The following is an 18106-nucleotide window of genomic DNA, read 5'->3' on the forward strand; positions in this document are numbered from 1 at the left end:
GGTTAGGGCTTTTTATTAGAGATAGTCGGCCTGTCATGCGTGCCGAAGGCATGCGGGTTCAGCTTTTGTTAAGAGCTAGTCCGCTCCGCCAACACAAGGACGAAAGCCTCTGCAGCAATGCAGAGGCTTTTTTCGTTATGGCGTCACGGATAAATCCACCCCAGCTACGCTAAAGCTTCGCGCTCGTATGCTTGTGGCTATCGCCACACTTGCCCACAAACATTACGATAAGCCCTAGCAACAATGCTAGGGCTTTTTCATGTCTGTTTTTCAGAGACATGGTCATGACTGTACAAGGTTAAATAGGTAACTCCTTGCTGACGGAGCGGTTACTTTTGACCATCCATGGTCGACATGACCTTTGTGTATCATGCACATCGTCGTTCAGTTGCTTAGGCGCTCAGCATCGAAACGTCGGCCCGTCCTAATTGATGAAGGCAAGCCTGTCTCGTCAACATTATGATGGAAGCCTCAGGCGAAATGCTGTGGCTTTTTCGTTTGGCGAAGCTACCTCTTTAATCGGCATTAATCTGTACAAGCTTCGTATTTATAAGTTTATAGCTCGGAGATATTCCTCCATACACATTACGATATGCCTTAGCTAGAATGTCCGAGCCTAAATATCTGGTATTTCTCTAATTCAGCAGCCCCCTTGTCTTATCCGTATTTTTTCACGTATTAACGGCCTATTTAATATCTTAGCTTCTCTTGGGTAATCATCTTGCCATGGTCTATTCAACGGTTAGTATTCGATGCATATTGGTAGTCAGTTCTCTCACTTCTATAGAAAAAATAGAGTTTCCTTTTCCAAAGACGCTGGAGAATAATATTAATAGTGTGGTTAACGTTATGTTTTATATTAATAAAAATCTTCTCTGTTTTGTTGTTCATGTGTTTTGTTTTATTCATTGGTGATATATTGATTGGTGAAGAGAGCCTGCACAGGGAAGTTATGGCATAATCAGGGGCCGCATTTTCCTTTACCTTATGCTGGTTTATGCATGCTAATAATAAAAATTGATATTGGGTGATATCGCCTTTGCTTAGAGCTTTTTTTCGTCCCTCACTGTTAGTTATCACGCCCATTATCTGTGTGGTGTTATTTGCGCTGTCTATTGTGTCTATCTATTTTGTAGAACGTGATCAAAGTAGAAGCGATGTTTATAACAGCAAAATTCACGCCTTGTCTCAGCAGCTGTTGAGAATGGATCATATACTCTCTATTGCCACATTTCGTGAGGATTCTTCGCGTATAACGGAAGAGATATCGCTTGTAAGCAGTGATCTATGGATGTCTGTTTACACCTTAATTGATGATCAAGGTATTATTCGATTTGCCAACCATGCAGTGTGGAGTGAAAGTTCTGCGAGTTTGGTTATTGATGGATATAGCCATCAACTCCATCAGCAAGCGGTATTAGAAAAAGCATCTTTGATTCAATTCAATCGGCAGCGAAAGTCAATACAGGCTTATTACCCTATCGCGGTAGCTATGTCTGCTTTATCTGATGAGCAGCCAAATCTGATTTACCTGGAATACGATATCTCTCCAGCCCTCTCTGCTTCCGATGATGAAGTATTTATGCGGTTGGTGCGTATTGCATCAATTTTCGCGGTCGGTGGTGGACTCGCGTTGATACTTTTATATATCGGTGTACTTAGACCCATTAGGCTGCTTAATAGACAAGCGAGCGGTCTTCCAATGGCCACTGGGGATTTCCATCCAATGCCATCACGATTTAGCGAAATTTCGGCGTTAGGCCATCATCTTTATGAATTTAAACAGCGTTATCATATTGGCGCTAAGCAGTTGAAGGATAGCGAGCAGCGCTGGCTATTTGCTGTAGAGGTTTCTCGCTACGGTATTTGGGATTGGAATTTAACTGATAACTCACTATTTTTGTCAGATAGATGGAAGGATATGCTTGGCTATAGTGCGGATACGCTTAAAGGTGAGTTAGCGACCTGGGAGAGCCGACTGCACCCAGAAGATAAGGCATCGACACTTGAGCTGCTGAACCAATACTTATTGGGTAAGTCTGATGAATTTGAGAGTGTACATCGTTTACGGCATAAGCAAGGGCACTATGTTTGGGTTTTAGATCGCGGTATGGCCGTAGAGTGGAGTGACAAAGGTAAGCCCGTCAGAATGATCGGGACCCTGTCTGATGTTACCGAAGATGTTCGGAATCAAAGGGCGGCCCAGCATCAGACAAAACATGATCCACTCACCGATTTAGCTAACCGTAGGGCCTTAATGGATGTACTTTACGGTCTAACGCATGAAACAGACTACAGTGCATCGCTGTTTATGGTTAACTTAGATAATTTCAAAGTGGTTAATGATGCGCTTGGGCATCATGGCGGTGACCGATTACTCATTCAAATTGCAGCAAGGTTGTCGAGCTACTTCTCCTCAAACGCATTGATTGCTAGATTGGGTGCTGATGAATTTGTGATATTAGTTAAACGATTGCCCAAAGATCCCGTTATAGCAGCTAAGCGTTCCCAAGCGGTAGCGAGCCAGCTTAGGCAATTGATTGCTCGTAGTTTTAGCATTAGTAATCATACGTTTAACCTCTCTGCTTGTGTCGGTACGACGATAATCAATAATGATGAAGATGTTGAACCGGAACAACATCTAAAGCGTGTCAGTTTGGCATTAGCCCAAGCGAAGGAGAATGGTCGAGATGGGTGTGTTCTCTATAGCAAAGAGATGGATAAGCAGGCCGAAAAGCATCTGCTGATTCGTACAGAATTAAACCATGCAATTGCTAGGGAGCAGTTATCATTGGTTTACCAACCACTCATTGCTCGTGATGGCTCGGTTGCGTCGGTTGAAGCATTACTGCGTTGGAATCATCCTCATCATGGGATGATATCTCCTGCTGAGTTCATTCCTATTGCTGAAGGTAGCGGATTAATTTTAGAGCTAGGGCGTTGGGTTTTACTGGAGGCTTGTCGTTTTATTCGTACAATGGAAATGCAAGGAATTGAGCCTCCGATGGTCTCTATTAACGTAAGTGCAAGACAGTTTAATCAGTTAGAATTTGCACAGAAATTATTGGCCGTTTTGAAGGGGCAAAATGTCGCGCCTAACAAAATTGAACTTGAGCTGACCGAGTACGCCTTATTGACCGATATTGCACAGGTCCGCCACTCTATGTGTTTACTTCGTGAGGCGGGTATTAGTATTGCGGTCGATGATTTTGGTACGGGTTATAGCTCTCTTAGTTATCTAAAGGGGCTGCCTTTGAATCGGTTAAAGCTTGATGCCAGCTTTATTCGAGATATGGCGGATGGCGATGCCTCAACCGCTATCGTTAAATCAGTTATCGATATGGCACATGGCCTAGATTTGAAGTTTGTAGCTGAAGGCGTAGAGATTCAGTCGCAGTTTGAGCAATTGTTAGATTTACAGTGTGACCTATTTCAGGGCTATCTGTTCCATCGGCCAATGAATGGCGAAGCATTGAAAGCCCTGCTATTAACAAATTGTAGTAAAACAAAAAAGGAAGTTAGCGCTACCTCTTAACGGTATCTGTTGAACGTTCTATTTTGTGTGTTCATCTAAAAACTGCATTAATGCTTTTAGGGCTATTGTGCGGGCCTGATCGCTTTCCATAAATATTTCATGGCGTGCATCGGTGATGCTGACTAGCTGACAATGTTTACCTGCTGCCCTATCCTGAGCCCGGTTATCAACAATGGTGTCTTGGTCTGCCTGTAAAATTAAAATTGGGACAGTACTATTCTTTGCTGCGGTTCTCGCTTGTTCGGAAGCCTCGATTGCTTGCCATAGCCAACGATTCGTTGGGGAGCCTAGTTGTAAACTTGGCTGTTGAGCATAGAGCGCACGGTAAGCGTCATAGCGGTGCTGACTGTTCGTCAGATCATTTTTTTCAAAAGGGTCAGGGCTATAGTCCTTGCCGCCTAAGACATAGTTAGGCGCAGAACTTGAGTCATTATCTAACTTTTTGGCGAGCCAATGTATGAACGCCCTATTTGCTGGGAGAACAATACCATACATGGGGGCAGAGAATACTGCAGCTTTGAAGGTAGCAGGATGATGCTGTATATAGAGCGTACCAATGGTACCGCCCATTGAGTGGCCCACAAGATAGAGTGCGTGGTGATGGGCTGGCTTGACTATAGTGTCGATGAAACAACTAAAATCCTTAACATAATCATCAAATCTGTCGATATGACCTTGATGTGGATTATGTGTTGTACGACTGGATAGGCCCTGACCACGATGGTCAATCGCGTAAATGCTATAGCCTAGTTGGTAGAGATCATAGATTAATTCTTTATATTTTAAGTAGGTCTCGACTCGTCCACTACTGATAACAATTGCTTTTGTCGATGCAGGATTATGAACCCAGCAGTAAGCCAATTCTACACCATCGTTAACGGTGAGTCTTTTGTGACTAATTTGCTGCCAGAAACGGTCTAAATTAGTGCTATCTAGCGCCATTTCTGAAGAAAATGTGAGCGAAGGTAGCTGATTAAGAGTGGGATTAGCAACAGTAGATATTGAGCTTTTAGCAATTGATGGGCAAGACCATGAGTGTAACATAGCATAGCCATTAAGCTGAATTTCAGTCCTGTTGGGTCCAGTGATTGATTCTGCAGAGTAGTGGGATCTCCACTACTCTGCATTGGAGTTAGGCTTTTGCTTTGTACTGGGCAATAAAGTCATCGATCTGCTGTTCTAGCAGTGCCATAGGTACGGAGCCGTTAGCCAGTATGGCGTCGTGGAAGGCGCGGATATCAAATTGAGTACCTAAAGCGGTTTCAGCTTTTTTACGTAAACGTTTAATGGTTAACTCACCCACCTTGTAGGACAGTGCTTGGCCTGGCCAAGAGATATAGCGGTCAATTTCGGTAGTCACATTATGCATTGAAAGTGCCGTATTGCTTGCCATAAAGTCGAGTGCTTGTTGTCGGCTCCATCCTTTTGAGTGCATGCCTGTGTCGACGACTAACCTTGCTGCGCGCCACATCTCATAGGTTAAACGTCCAAAATTACTGTAAGGGTCTTGATAAAAACCAGCTTCAAGGCCGAGAAATTCTGAGTAAAGCCCCCAACCTTCGCCAAAGGCTGAAATATAGCTATAACGTCTAAATTTTGGTAGCGAGTCAAGCTCTTGATTTAACGATATTTGCAGATGATGTCCTGGCACTGCCTCATGCAGTGTTAGTGCCTCCATCTCATAAAGCGGGCGCTTGTCCAATGCATAGGTGTTAACCCAGTAGTAACCTGGCTCGTCATCTCTATTAGACCCAGAATAGCGTCCGGTAGTGTATTTTGGCGCTATCTCGGCAGGCACCTCTTGAATACCATATGGCGTGCGAGGTAGCTTACCAAAATATTTTGGTAGCATGGCATCGGCTTTTTTTGCGATATAGGCGGCTTCTTTGAGCAGCTCCTCTGCTGTTTTGGGGTAGAACTGTGGGTCGGTGCGTAGGAAGTGCAGGAACGCTGAAAAGTCGCCGTTAAAACCCACCTCATCAATGATGGTTTGCATCTCTGCGCGAATACGTTTGACCTCTTTAAGTCCAAGTTGATGAACTTGCTCTGCGGTCATGGGTAAGGTGGTGTAGTAGCGTACCCGATTCTCATAGAACGCATTACCGTCAGGTAGGCTTGATGTAGCAATAGAAGTGCGAGCGCCAGGAATATAGGTTTCGGTCATAAATTGGTAGTAGGTCTGATAGGTCGGTAACACTGTGTTTTCGACTAACTCTTTACCTAGCTTGGTTAAACTTGCTTTTTGCTCGGCACTAAAGTGCTTGGGGTATTGTGTAAATGGCTTGTAATAGCCACTTTCCTCAACTGGAACGATAAAGGCGCTAATACTCTCTTCAAACCCGTTTAATACCACTTTCGCAGGAGTAATACCGGCTGATAAGCCCTGCTGAAGCCAGTATGTTTGCTGGGCAAAATATTTAGGTAGTGCTTTGAGCTTAGCAATGTAATCTTGGTAGTCTTGCTCGCTCTTGAAGCGTGCTTTGGCTATCGAGGCAATATAAGCGTGGAAGCCACTTTCTGCTGAGATAGGTAGGTAGTGATCTTTATAACGATAGAGGTCGACACTGTTTTGTAACTGGTACTGCAATATCTGAGCATTGATCTTGTCTTCTTTAGAAAGTGAAGATAAGTCCAATCGTTTAAGGGAGGCGAGCAGGGCTTTCTCTGCTCCAAATGTCTTTTGTAATGCCGCGGGGGATAGGTCGGCTAGTTTACCCGTGGCACTTTTATCGCCCTGTGAATACGCTAAATCTGGGCTAGAATCTAATCTAAGTTGCCAAGCACTATCTATAATGGATTGCAGGTTACTGCTAGCCTGATTCGTGGATTGATTTGCTTTGCTGTCACTCTGCTGGGTAGCATCTTTGGCGGCATTATTGTAATCCGATGTCGTGGTGTTAAGTTGGCACGCACTGAGGCTTAATATGAGAAGGCTGGGCCCAACGAGCTTGTACATGAGAGTCTCCCTTAATTATTTTTTTATTTGTTCAGGGATTATGCACGAATTGTTCTTAGAACGTCATAATTGGTAGCGATAAATGTGTTAATTAGATTTCTTAAGCCATGACAAGCAAGGTTGTTGGATGACATTAATTGTAAGTCTTACCGTTTTGTTTTGTGCTGGTTAGCACTAGAGACTTGATACAGAAAAGCCGGTGATCACTCACCGGCTTTTCTAGATATCTAAAAGGCTAGATCACACGAGAGAACTGTTGTTGGCGTGCTTTGTCACGATAATACACATCAAAACAGATACAGATGTTACGGATCAAGAGACGACCCGTGTTGCTAATAGTGATCTTACGATCTGTGATATCAACCAGCTTATCATCAATAAACGTTTGCAGTAGTTTAAGATCTTCAACAAAGTATTCTTCAAAGTTAATACCTAGTTGTTGTTCAATCTTGGCCATATCGAGATCGAAGTGACAGATTAATTGCTTAATCACCACGCGACGAATTTCATCATCACGGTTGAGTTTACAGCCTTTCCATAATGCGTGACCCGATTCATCGACCGACTCATAGTAAGGGCGAATATCTTTTTGGTTTTGTGCATAGCAATCGCCAATCTGGCTGATTGATGAGACACCTAGACCGAGTAGATCACACTCTTCTTGAGTGGTATAGCCTTGGAAATTACGATGTAGACGACCTTCATTTTGCAAAATCGATAGCTCGTCGTCAGGCTTAGCAAAGTGATCCATGCCAATATATTGGTAACCTGCACCCGTTAAGGTTTCGATCGTCTGATGCAGCATGTCGAGCTTTTGCTGTGGCGAAGCGAGGTCTTCATCTTTAATCTTACGCTGCGCAGCAAAGCGTGCTGGCAGATGCGCGTAGTTGAACACTGAGAGACGGTCCGGCGATAAATCTAGGACACGCTGCATGGTTTCTGCAAAAGTCTCAGGTGTCTGATGTGGCAAGCCATAGATAAGATCTATATTCGTTGACACAAAGCCCATTGCTTTTGCTTTTGCCATCAAGTCGAAGATAAACTGCTCATCTTGCTCGCGATTGACCGCAATTTGAACTTTCTTATTGAAATCCTGTACGCCGATAGAGATACGGTTAAAGCCAGCTTCTTTGAGGGTATCTAACATCGATAGCTCAATTTCACGTGGATCGACTTCAATAGAGTATTCGCCTTCATCCGCAACGTTGAAATGCTCTTTGATCAGTGCGGATAGTTTTAAAATTTGTTCAGGGTTGAGAAAAGTCGGCGTGCCGCCGCCCCAATGGATCTGTGTGACGAGATAATGCTTAAATAGTGGCGCGCGTTTTACTATTTCTGCAGCCAGATATTCAATATATTGATCGGCTTTATGTTGGTGACGAGTAATAACTTTATTACAGCCACAGTAGTAGCAAAGCTTGGCGCAGAAAGGAATGTGGGTATAGAGCGAAAGCTTATCACTTTTGCTGTTTTTAATAGACGTCAGCAGATCATCTTCGGCAAAAGAGTCGTCAAATTCCAGTGCGGTCGGATAAGAAGTATAACGGGGACCGCTGTAATTATATTTTTCGATCATCGACTGATCCCAACTAATTTGGGTGGGCTGCTTCAAGGCGTGTCCTCCGAAGGTGGTAATTTAGCAACTAACGAAGTATGCAATGTTATTGATTGAATAACATTGATCCATGTTGCAAATTGGCACTGCAATTAATAATTGCTGCTGAATATGGTTCAAAATTGGGGGAATGTCTGTGGCGTTTAGTCGTTTTTGTGCACAGCCTCACGCCATCACATCAGCTAACGTGATGGGCGTAGTCTTTTGCCAGTTGTTGAACCTCTTCTAAAATAAGAGGTTCAAGTGCGGCTTCCGATTTCATTCGTGCTAAATCGAGCTTCATACGAGCTTGCTTATCGAGTGCTTTTCTAGCATCCATAATCGGATGTTTTTCAATGATGTCAAAGTGTTTGAACAGTGAAGGGTAATGGCTGTTAACCTCTTGGGTTAGGTTAAGCAGACCAAATAACTTGCCAATGCGCATCACACCTTCAGAGAGTTCACATCTATCTTCTAACATGGCGACGGCAATATAGTGGATATCGCCTTGCAGTGCTTTCTCTTTTGCTGCAGTAGCTGCTTGTTGCGCTGTTAACAATGCTTGCTGTTGGCGAGTTTGCTGTCTTACTTTAAGCAGTAGATTGGCGGCATAAGCTGAGAGCAGCAAGATAATAGTAGAGCCAATGATGATAAGCGCTGTAGTCATGTCAGATCCTGTTATACAACTTTATTAAATGCCAGATATAGAAATGGCATCGAATTCGATGCCATTAACGTAATGTGGACTAACTTAGTCTTTATTTTGATAATCTTTCAATAGATCGGCACCCGATTCAAACTGTTGAAGAAGGTCATCATCAGAACGCGTCGCTGTTTTTACAACATGCTCAAGGTCGTCTTCTTCGGTAATGCCTAAACGTTCCATTAAGCGCTCAATTTCTGACAGCTGCTTCTCTAGCCAAGTTTGATCTGCCTCGTTGAGTTCTCTGCCCTCTTCAAGCATATCCAGTAACAAGTTAAGGCGTGGATCATCTTCAAGTTTTAACAGCTTCTGCTCATCACTGAGCTTAGGCGTTGCCGCTTTGGCTTTCTTCTCTACGGGTTTAGCGTCTGGCAGGTTAAGTTGCACTGGCTTCTTGCTGCCATGGCGCGGATCTTTTGCTTTCTGTGTTCCACCAAGAGACTGTTGGATCTGCTTTTCGTCATGACGACTGCCCGCTTTATTGCCTGAATTCTGCTTCTTACCACTTAGTGCGCGGTCTTCTTTCTTCGTTCTTGGCTGTCGTTTAGGCGCATTTTCATTGATTTTGCGCGTTTTTTTACGGGACATAGCATTAATCTCAACTACAAAAATATCGTGAACTTATCTTATCTGATGTCAGATAAGTGAACTTGGGTCGCGTGTTATATCAGATTTTGATGGTTTTTGCACCAAAATGAGATCGTTTGATGCGAATAATAGCTTAAAGTCAGCTTGCTGAGCTAGAAATTGAAAGGTTGCCTGCTGATAAAAGCTAACGTGGGTTAAATTATTCTTGTGATGCCACTTAGCAAATCCGTTTAACTGGACTAATAGTTGTGTGTTAATCGCTATCCAACCCCCTGGTTTTAGGATTGAGCAGAGTAAGTTCCACTCTTTATTAGGAAAACGAAAGTGCTCGAATACCTTGTAGCAGGCGATGAAATCATATTGCTGCTTTAACAAGCTATGGTCGGGGGCAAAGAAAGGATCGTATTGATAGAGTTGGTGGCCCCGCTGAGAAATAGTATTGACCACACTGGTCTCGAGAGTGCGACCAAAATTGAGGCCTAGCAAAGGTTGTGTGGTTTGTTGTGCGCACTGTTCAAGTAAGCTCATCACAAATTGCTGTAATGCCTTGTGCTTATTAGCTGCTGTTTGATATTTATTTAATTCAGCTGCCGGGGGGAGGTGAGAGTTGGCGTCGGCAAAAAGGAGTTCACATGCTTTACAGCGATAGATAGCACGTTTTCTGTCTTGATAGAAAGGTACGCAGTTATCATTGCTACACAGGGGACATCTTCGCATTGGTGTGAAGTGACTCTCTTAATGATTTAGATGGTATATAGTTTGCCATAAAAAAAGGCGACAGTATTACTGTCGCCTTCCAAAAAGTACCAAAGGTACTCAATTCTGATTCCAAGTTTCCATACTTGCTATGCGACCTTCCCAGTCGGATTCCATCTTATTTTTTAGTCTGCTTCCATGCATAGTTTTTCGTTATTGGTCTTCCAGACACTTTTTTTATTTCCCTGTTGCCTTCCTGACCACAGCTTCCGTAGATGGTCTTCTTGACACATCACAATCCATATCGTCATCTATGACGCCAAATAAACCATCCTTGTCGGTATTGCTTTAAGTTCAGCAATGAGCAGTTAAACTGTCTTCTGAACGTGTAAGGGAGAGTGCTAATTAGCGCATTGGCCTTCCTAACCAATATCCTTACCTAAATATTTATGACCAGACTTCAATGTTGAAGTACGACTCTTATTATTTTTAGTGAGTGGTCTAAGTATTATTATTGTTATTGCTTATCTTTATTCTTATATCTTAAATGTTTACATACCGAAATCTGAAAGCTGTTATTAGATAGATTTTATACAATCAGTTGGGTTCACCTCGGTACGGGCACAATTAAACCGAAATCTGTGATCTATGTCAAGCGACATTTTTATTCAGTTTACGTAAACGTAAACCTGGTGTTGTAAAAAAGGGCAGCAAAGCTACCCCCTTCATTGCACCAGTAAAGTTTACTTAATGCTTGATATATATTTAGATAATGCTTCGATATCTTCGCTTGTCAGCTTCTTAGCGACATCTTGCATCATGCCATTTAAGTCGTTGTTACGAGTTGTATCATGGAACTTATTTAGCTGGATCTTGATGTAATTGGCATGTTGACCAGCGATGGCTGGGAAGCCTGCTGCTTCAGAACCTTGTCCACTTGGACCATGACAAGCGATACAAGCTGTGATGCCACGAACCATGTCACCACCTTTGTAAAGCTGTTCGCCTAGCTCTGGCACATCTTTAACATCAGCCACAACCAAGGTTTGTGCATTGAAGTAAGCTGAAAGATCTTCAATATCTTGATCGCTTAAGGCTGCCGCCATAGCGCTCATCATGGGATCGTTACGACCCTCTTTACCACCTGTGTGAGCGGCTTGACGAAGATCGTGTAGTTGCTTATTAAGGTAAGTTACTTGTTGACCTGCAAGTTTTGGGTACATGTCTATCATGCTGTTACCATCAACACCGTGACAGGCAGAACAAACGATTGCTTTAGTCTTTCCCGCTTCAGCATCACCTGCTGCTAGAGCCGGAGTTGATAATGTGGCTAAAATTGATAGCGCAATAGCTAACTTTTTCATGGCGTTCCAACTTTTAGTTAAATTTTTTGTCCTGAGCTTACGAGAGTGACCTGCAAGCGTGATAAAATGTGATTTATGTGATCGGAGTAATATTTTACACGAAATTGTGCAAATGTAAGCAACTCTTCGATATTAAAACTGAAGAATAAACAAATTTTGGAGTGGGTAGTGACTGATTCTCGTATTGATTTTCGACAGGCTAAGTTTTTGATCAGTGCGCCTGACATTGCTCATCTCAATGAGCACTTGCCTGGTGACGTGGGGGTGGAGATCGCTTTCGCTGGTCGCTCGAATGCTGGTAAGTCGAGCGCATTGAACCAACTAACCGAACAAAAGAGCTTAGCTCGTACCAGTAAAACCCCAGGTCGAACGCAATTAATCAATGTATTTGCATTAGACGAACATCGTCGATTGGTGGATTTACCGGGTTATGGTTTTGCTCAAGTTCCTTTGGCGCTAAAGAAAAAATGGCAACAGGCATTAGGTCAATATTTACAAGAACGTGAATGTTTAAGTGGCCTCGTTGTGTTAATGGATATTCGTCACCCGTTGAAAGATTTAGATGTTCAGATGATTGAATGGGCGGTAGACAGTCAAATTCCGGTGCTTGCGCTGCTGACAAAGTGTGACAAACTCGCTCAGAGCGCACGGATGAAGATGGTTAACGAGGTGCGTAAAGCGCTGGCTGATTTTGGGGATGCGGTAAAGGTTGAACCATTTTCTTCATTAAAGGGGACTGGTAAACCTAAAGTGCTTGGGATTTTAAACGAGTGGTGTCATCCCGATTGGTTAGTTGAGGCGCTTGCTGAGGAAGATCAAGAATAAGGACAATGTGTTAAATAGGGCTCATGACGCTTCCGTAATGGAGGCGTTTTTTTTGGGCTGAAGATAAGTATGTTGTGGTAGATAAAAAAAAGCCGACGGCATAGGCCATCGGCTAAAAAAATAGCTCTTTTGGGGAGAAGCTAAATTTCAACAAGACTCAAGTACCATCAACCTCTAATTGATGGCGCTCAATGTCGATAGCATATCGCGAATTGAAGCTTAGTTAAAGTATTTGCTCTAAAATAAATTTCAGACGAAAAAAAGCCCCAGCAAATAATTTGCTGGGGCGCCATAATTTGGCTGTTCACTTAACGTGAAATAAAAAGGTCTGAAAGATAGAACATCTTAACCTCTGTACCCTACGCAGAGAATAATACTGCATTGGACGTATTATGGGAAACTGTTTTTTATAAAAAACGACAATAATGTGACCTGTCTCTAACTATTTGTTTAATTAAACATCGATTTTTGATCCAAAATTTACATTTTAGGCTTATAAAATAACTGTTTAGCTATAATCTCGGGGTATGTAGCTAAGTGTATCAATCGAGTCCTATTAAGGATTTTATTAGATTTGTTATTATTTACAGTTGGTTAATAAGCTTAGGGCTGCTTATTGAGGAGGGAATGATATTGCTTATGGTGGATAGTCCTGTGTGATGGATGTGGAGCAGGAGATAAAGAATTTGTTATAGGCATCACAATTGAGCGTTCAGAGGGTTTAATCGCTAGCGAAAGGACCGCGCTTTGGAGGAGTGTTGGCGCAATGTTCTTGCGGTGCTGTATCCTAACCAATCGTTCAAAACCTGATCCAGCTTTCTAAATAATTATTATTTTCTCAGTTTATGGGTATGCATAAAGGGTGTTTACAACCTCTGAGGGTGAGTGGGTGGAATGGATAAAGTATTAAATAAACCGCCCAGGCCCTGTTGACCGCAACACGTAAAGGCTATGCATAAGGGTAAAAGTTGGCCTTTTAGGCCTGCTATCTCTTCGGTGGATGAACTTAAAAGAGATCAAGCATTCCAGACCGTATTGTCCATCTTGAATCGGCCATTATCTCATGCCTGCAGGGTTTTCTAGCTCTAGATAGAAAAAAGCCTCATCGACGTGAGGCTTTTTGTGCGTAAATTGACGGTTAGCTTAGTGCGCTTGTTCCCAGTTGTCGCCAATGCCGGCTTCCGCGAGTAGCTCAACATCTAAATCGGCTGCCTGAGCCATAAGATGGCAAACTTTTAGCTTGAGCTGCTCAGCTTTATCACTGTCTACTTCAAAGACCAGTTCATCGTGCACTTGCATCATCATGGTGATTTCACCATCTGTTTCATTTGTTATCCAGTCGGCAATTTTTAGCATCGCTTTTTTGATGATGTCTGCTGCAGTGCCTTGCATTGGTGCGTTGATGGCTGCACGTTCAGCTGCTTGACGGCGCATAGCGTTTCTATCTTTAATCGCAGGCAAGTAGAGGCGGCGACCAAATAATGTCGATACATAACCCAGATCAGCGGCTTCTGCGCGGGTATCTTCCATATATTTAAGGACACCCGGATAGCGCTTAAAGTAGATGTCGATATATTGCTGTGCTTCGGCGCGCGGGATGTCTAATTGGCGAGCTAACCCAAAGGCTGACATGCCGTAGATTAGGCCAAAGTTAACCGCTTTCGCTCGACGGCGCTGTTCTGTAGTGACGTCATCAAAATCAACGCTAAACACTTCAGCAGCTGTGGCGCGGTGAATATCTTTTCCTTCTGCAAAGGCTGCTAGCAGCCCTTTGTCCTGTGATAAATGCGCCATTATGCGTAGTTCGATTTGCGAATAATCGGCCGCCAACACCTTACGCCCCTCTTGGGCGATAAAAGCATGGCGAATACGACGACCCTCTTCAGTGCGGATAGGAATGTTTTGCAGGTTTGGCTCACTAGAGGATAAGCGTCCAGTTGCCGCGTTTGCTTGATGATAGCTAGTGTGGACGCGGCCTGTTTTGGCATCCACCATCAGCGGCAGTTTATCTGTGTAGGTGCTCTTAAGCTTGGATAGACTGCGGTGTTCGAGCAATATTTTTGGCAATGGGTAATCCAATGCTAGCTCGACTAAAACCTCTTCAGCTGTTGACGGAGCCCCTTTGGGCGTCTTTTTAATAACCGGATAACCAAGTTTCTCAAAAAACAGGGTTTGTAGCTGTTTCGTCGAGCTGAGGTTAAAGGTTTCACCCGCTATCTCGTAAGCTTTCTGTTCTAACTCATCTATTTTGCGTGCGAGTTCATCACTTTGTTGGCCGAGTAGCATACTATCAATCAACACACCTTGGCGCTCTATTGCAGATAATACCGAGACCAAGGGGAGTTCTATTTCGGTAAATACCGACGCAAGCTGTGGTGCTTTTTCCAGTCTTGGCCATAGATGCTGATGCAATCGTAAGGTGATATCAGCATCTTCAGCTGCATGGGGCGCTGCGGTTTCCAGTGGTATTTGATTAAAGGTTAGTTGCTTAACGCCTTTGCCGGCTACCTCTTCGAAGCTAATGTTCTTATGACCTAAGTATTTAAGTGCCAGATCATCCATATTATGCTTGGATGCAACTGAGTTGAACACGTAAGACTCAAGCATGGTGTCGAAAGCGATTCCGCGTAATGAGATGCCGACGTTAGCTAAAATGCTCATATCATATTTAAGGTTTTGGCCCACTTTTTTAATGTTGGCATCTTCTAATAAGGGTTTGAGTTTAGCCAATGCAATTTCTGTGTCGAGTTGCTCTGGTGCGCCGGGATAATCATGTGCCAAGGGGAGGTAAGCTGCAGTACCTGGGGCGGTGGCAAAAGAGAGTCCAACCAGTTTTGCTTGCATATAGTTGAGGCTGGTGGTCTCAGTGTCGAGTGAAAATAGCTCGGCATTAGCGAGTTTTTCAATCCATTCATCGAGTATGTCCCAACTTAAAATGGTGGTGTAGTCAGTCGTGATATTTTGCGGAACAGGTGCGCTATCATCGCTGCTTGAGTCGACCGTTGCTGTGTTCTTAGTACCTTTATCACCAAGAACTTCCGCAAGCCAGCGCTTGAACTCCATTTCACCATAACATTTGATCAGTTCATCTTTGTCCGCTGGGGTGATGGTGAGTTGGTGCCAGTCTTGTTCTAATTCGACATCAAGCTTAATGGTGGCGAGTTCGTAAGATAGCTTAAGCATGTCGCCATGTTCGGCAATTTTTGCCGGCATGGTCTTAGAGCCTCTAAAGCCCAGGTCCGGCAGCTTTTCGGGGGTCGCCAATATCTGCTCAATGCTTCCAAGTCCAGTTAACATGGCCAATGCTGTTTTTTCGCCAACACCAGGTAGTCCTGGTATGTTATCTGCCTTGTCTCCCTGCAGAGCGAGTAGGTCGATGATGAGCTCTGGGCCAACACCAAACTTTTCGGTGACTTCATTGGGTCCTAAGATGGTATTGGTCATAGTGTTGATTAAGGTGACATTGTCATCAACAAGTTGAGCCATATCTTTATCACCAGTGCTGATAAGGACGGCTCGGCCTTCTTTACTGGCTTGGGTGGCTATAGTGCCAATTACATCATCAGCTTCCACGCCAGGAATACAGACTAATGGCAGACCTAGGGCTCGAATAATACGATGTAGAGGTTCGATCTGTGTCCTCAGATCATCTGGCATTGGCGGCCGATGTGCCTTGTAGTCGGCGTACATATCGTTGCGGAAGGTTTTACCTTTCGCATCAAAGACCACCGCCATTTGCGATGGCTGATATTGATTTAGCAAGCTGCGCAGCATATTGATTACGCCGTAAACTGCGCCTGTGGCTTCACCTTTTGAGTTGGTCAGGTGAGGAGGTGCATAGTAAGCGCGGTAAAGATAAGACGATCCATCCACAAGCACGAGCGGGTTTTCAGCAATAGTTGGCATAATTTCAATTCATTTATCGGGTTTCGATGATGGCGCTAGCATGCCACAGAAGGGCGATTTCGGCCACGCAAAATTACTCACTAGGCTGTGGATAAGTCTGTGAGCTAAAAAATTATCAGCGATTAATTATCACGACGACGAACAAAAGCGGGTGATGTAACCTATTGAATTTTATTTGTATTATATTTTTTTGTGAACTAGGTATTACTTCCGAGTAAAAACCTCTAATTTGTGGACTTTTTTATTTGTCTATCCATTTTTTAACTCTCTCTTGGCGAAAAGCAAATGCCTTGCTAGAGTCGATGAACTAACTTAGCACGAAAAATAAACAGATCAAGCGCTTTGTTATCTGCTTGTTAAAACCATTCGGTCTATCAAAGGAGTTTTTAATGAAAAAAATAGCTGTTTTGTTGAGCGGTTCCGGTGTCTTTGATGGCAGCGAAATCCATGAAGCAGTACTAACCCTGCTTTCTTTAACTCATGCCGGGGCTGAATATCAATGTTTCGCGCCAGACATTGAGCAGCTACATGTCGTGAATCATCTCACTGGTGAGGTTGCGGTAGGCGAGCAACGCAACGTATTGGTTGAAGCGGCAAGAATTGCCAGAGGAGAGATAAAAGCCACCACTGAGCTTGAAATTGAGCAGTTTGACGGACTAGTGATCCCTGGTGGGTTTGGTGCAGCCAAAAACTTATGCAACTTCGCTATTACTGGCAGTGAGTGCAACATTGCGCCATCGGTTAGTGAGTTCATCCAAGCATTCGTTGATGGGCAAAAGCCGGTTGGCTTTATCTGTATTGCGCCAGTGATGATTCCGAGGCTGTATCATTCTGGTGCAAAAGGTACCATAGGCAATGATAGTGAAACTGCCCATGCGTTCAACCTGATGGGAGGCGAACATCAAGAAGCTAGCGTTGAAGATATTGTGGTTGATGAAACCAATAGGCTGGTGAGTACGCCAGCCTATATGTTGGCGGAAAATATTACACAGGCGCATATAGGTATCGAAAAGCTGGTGAAAAAAGTGTTGTCGCTCGCGGATTAGTCTAGCTTTTATGTTAACGGCCTAGGCTGGTGCTTAGGCGCGTTTTCTGCTGTCTATAAAACCTTGAATAATACCCACTATCAGACCGCCTATATGTGCCCCGTTGGCAATCGATAACCCGAATAGATCGGTAAAGCCAAACACAAGCCAAAGCAACATAAAGCCGATATAAGCGGGCGGTAGTCCAATTCCGGCTTCTGGGCGTTTAACCCCCATAATCCAGGTGTAACCCACAACCGCATAAACGACACCAGAGAGTCCTCCGAAGTTTGGACCAGCAAGAAAATATTGCACAACATTGGGCAGGGTGCCTGCGACCAGCAGCAGAATTGCGAGTGGCGCGACGCCTATCTTGTTTTCAATTTTTCCGCCTAAGTACCACCACCACAGCAGATTGAAGATAATATGCATGGCAGAAAAGTGCATTAAGCTTGGGGTGAAGAGCCGCCAGAATTGGTTTAGCCCACTATCTGGTACGGCACCGAAGAAAGAGAGGTGCTCGAACAAGGTATTGGCAAAGCCAACATTGAAACCTAAAAAAATGATGCCGCAAATCGCGATGACGCTGAGTGTTAGAGGGCCAGCACCAGAGATAAACTGAGTAAAAAGCTGTAGGCCTGGTGCACCATAATCGAGCTGTTTTTTGGTTGTGCCATTATCCCAAGATGCGGCAAGGTATTTGTCATCAAATGGGTTCTGTATAAAACGCTCATATTCATTACGTGCGGCGTGATAGTTGTTTTCATCCACGACCGCTAGGGCGACACCTTGCTCTGTATGAGTGATATGACAGGCGATGCCTTGGCCTTTCAGATAGTCGACGAGTGCCTGAGCGGCTCGTTCATTGGGTAAGTGACCAATCTCTAGCATCATGCGCTCCTAAGTTGATTGGT

12 protein-coding genes are annotated in these 18106 nt (G+C 43.9%); 3 read left to right on the forward strand and 9 right to left on the reverse strand.

What is annotated here, in order from left to right; genetic code table 11:
* Nucleotides 1–1039: 1039 nt before the first annotated feature.
* Nucleotides 1040–3535 (forward strand): putative bifunctional diguanylate cyclase/phosphodiesterase, encoded by a 2496-nt coding sequence (locus tag L876_RS21855; RefSeq protein ID WP_051413149.1) that lies wholly within the window; start codon nucleotides 1040–1042, stop codon nucleotides 3533–3535.
* Between the two features lie 18 nt (nucleotides 3536–3553).
* Here the strand turns inward: L876_RS21855 and L876_RS21860 are convergent, their stop codons facing one another.
* The 7 genes from L876_RS21860 to L876_RS0114875 all read right to left on the reverse strand — a co-directional run bounded on the left by L876_RS21860 (nucleotide 3554) and on the right by L876_RS0114875 (nucleotide 11436).
* On the reverse strand, nucleotides 3554–4477 hold the full coding sequence (locus L876_RS21860; RefSeq protein ID WP_428829723.1) for an alpha/beta fold hydrolase: 924 nt from the start codon (nucleotides 4475–4477) through the stop codon (nucleotides 3554–3556).
* Nucleotides 4478–4667: 190 nt separating this feature from the next.
* Entirely contained in the window at nucleotides 4668–6491 is a 1824-nt protein-coding gene (locus L876_RS0114845) for a DUF885 domain-containing protein (RefSeq protein ID WP_028764524.1), read from the reverse strand.
* Nucleotides 6492–6726: 235 nt separating this feature from the next.
* Nucleotides 6727–8103, reverse strand: a complete 1377-nt coding sequence (gene hemN, locus L876_RS0114850; protein WP_081730725.1) for an oxygen-independent coproporphyrinogen III oxidase — start codon at nucleotides 8101–8103, stop codon at nucleotides 6727–6729.
* A 181-nt stretch (nucleotides 8104–8284) separates the two neighbouring features.
* The gene (locus L876_RS0114855; RefSeq protein ID WP_028764526.1) at nucleotides 8285–8752 is read right to left on the reverse strand and encodes a DUF2489 domain-containing protein; all 468 of its coding nucleotides are present in this window, start codon (nucleotides 8750–8752) and stop codon (nucleotides 8285–8287) included.
* A gap of 84 nt (nucleotides 8753–8836) precedes the next feature.
* The gene (gene yihI / locus L876_RS0114860) at nucleotides 8837–9376 is read right to left on the reverse strand and encodes a Der GTPase-activating protein YihI (protein ID WP_028764527.1); all 540 of its coding nucleotides are present in this window, start codon (nucleotides 9374–9376) and stop codon (nucleotides 8837–8839) included.
* 48 nt (nucleotides 9377–9424) lie between these two features.
* A complete protein-coding gene (locus L876_RS0114865) occupies nucleotides 9425–10093 on the reverse strand; it encodes a methyltransferase domain-containing protein (protein WP_028764528.1) in 669 nt (222 codons plus the stop codon).
* 722 nt (nucleotides 10094–10815) lie between these two features.
* Complete coding sequence (locus L876_RS0114875) at nucleotides 10816–11436, reverse strand: c-type cytochrome (protein ID WP_028764529.1); 621 nt, start codon at nucleotides 11434–11436, stop codon at nucleotides 10816–10818.
* A gap of 168 nt (nucleotides 11437–11604) precedes the next feature.
* Here L876_RS0114875 and yihA point away from each other — a divergent pair, with 168 nt between their 5' ends.
* Nucleotides 11605–12261 (forward strand): ribosome biogenesis GTP-binding protein YihA/YsxC, encoded by a 657-nt coding sequence (gene yihA, locus L876_RS0114880; RefSeq protein WP_028764530.1) that lies wholly within the window; start codon nucleotides 11605–11607, stop codon nucleotides 12259–12261.
* 1143 nt (nucleotides 12262–13404) lie between these two features.
* On the opposite strand, the gene polA is transcribed toward yihA, so the two are convergent.
* Entirely contained in the window at nucleotides 13405–16167 is a 2763-nt protein-coding gene (gene polA / locus L876_RS0114885; RefSeq protein WP_028764531.1) for a DNA polymerase I, read from the reverse strand.
* A 389-nt stretch (nucleotides 16168–16556) separates the two neighbouring features.
* On the opposite strand from polA, the gene elbB reads away from it, so the two are divergent.
* Nucleotides 16557–17213, forward strand: a complete 657-nt coding sequence (gene elbB / locus L876_RS0114890) for an isoprenoid biosynthesis glyoxalase ElbB (RefSeq protein WP_028764532.1) — start codon at nucleotides 16557–16559, stop codon at nucleotides 17211–17213.
* Nucleotides 17214–17246: 33 nt separating this feature from the next.
* Here the strand turns inward: elbB and glpG are convergent, their stop codons facing one another.
* Nucleotides 17247–18083 (reverse strand): rhomboid family intramembrane serine protease GlpG, encoded by an 837-nt coding sequence (glpG, locus tag L876_RS0114895; RefSeq protein ID WP_028764533.1) that lies wholly within the window; start codon nucleotides 18081–18083, stop codon nucleotides 17247–17249.
* Nucleotides 18084–18106: the final 23 nt, after the last annotated feature.

The organism is Shewanella colwelliana ATCC 39565 (assembly GCF_000518705.1).
Lineage (GTDB): Bacteria > Pseudomonadota > Gammaproteobacteria > Enterobacterales > Shewanellaceae > Shewanella > Shewanella colwelliana.

What these genes read in the sequence shown, in the direction of transcription:
- L876_RS21860 (WP_428829723.1), bottom strand. Translation starts at nt 4,477, where the DNA reads ATGGCGCTAGATAGCACTAATTTAGACCGTTTCTGGCAGCAAATTAGT.
- L876_RS0114845 (WP_028764524.1), bottom strand. Translation starts at nt 6,491, where the DNA reads ATGTACAAGCTCGTTGGGCCCAGCCTTCTCATATTAAGCCTCAGTGCG.
- L876_RS0114855 (WP_028764526.1), bottom strand. Translation starts at nt 8,752, where the DNA reads ATGACTACAGCGCTTATCATCATTGGCTCTACTATTATCTTGCTGCTC.
- yihI (WP_028764527.1), bottom strand. Translation starts at nt 9,376, where the DNA reads ATGTCCCGTAAAAAAACGCGCAAAATCAATGAAAATGCGCCTAAACGA.
- L876_RS0114865 (WP_028764528.1), bottom strand. Translation starts at nt 10,093, where the DNA reads ATGCGAAGATGTCCCCTGTGTAGCAATGATAACTGCGTACCTTTCTAT.
- L876_RS0114875 (WP_028764529.1), bottom strand. Translation starts at nt 11,436, where the DNA reads ATGAAAAAGTTAGCTATTGCGCTATCAATTTTAGCCACATTATCAACT.
- polA (WP_028764531.1), bottom strand. Translation starts at nt 16,167, where the DNA reads ATGCCAACTATTGCTGAAAACCCGCTCGTGCTTGTGGATGGATCGTCT.
- elbB (WP_028764532.1), top strand. Translation starts at nt 16,557, where the DNA reads ATGAAAAAAATAGCTGTTTTGTTGAGCGGTTCCGGTGTCTTTGATGGC.
- glpG (WP_028764533.1), bottom strand. Translation starts at nt 18,083, where the DNA reads ATGCTAGAGATTGGTCACTTACCCAATGAACGAGCCGCTCAGGCACTC.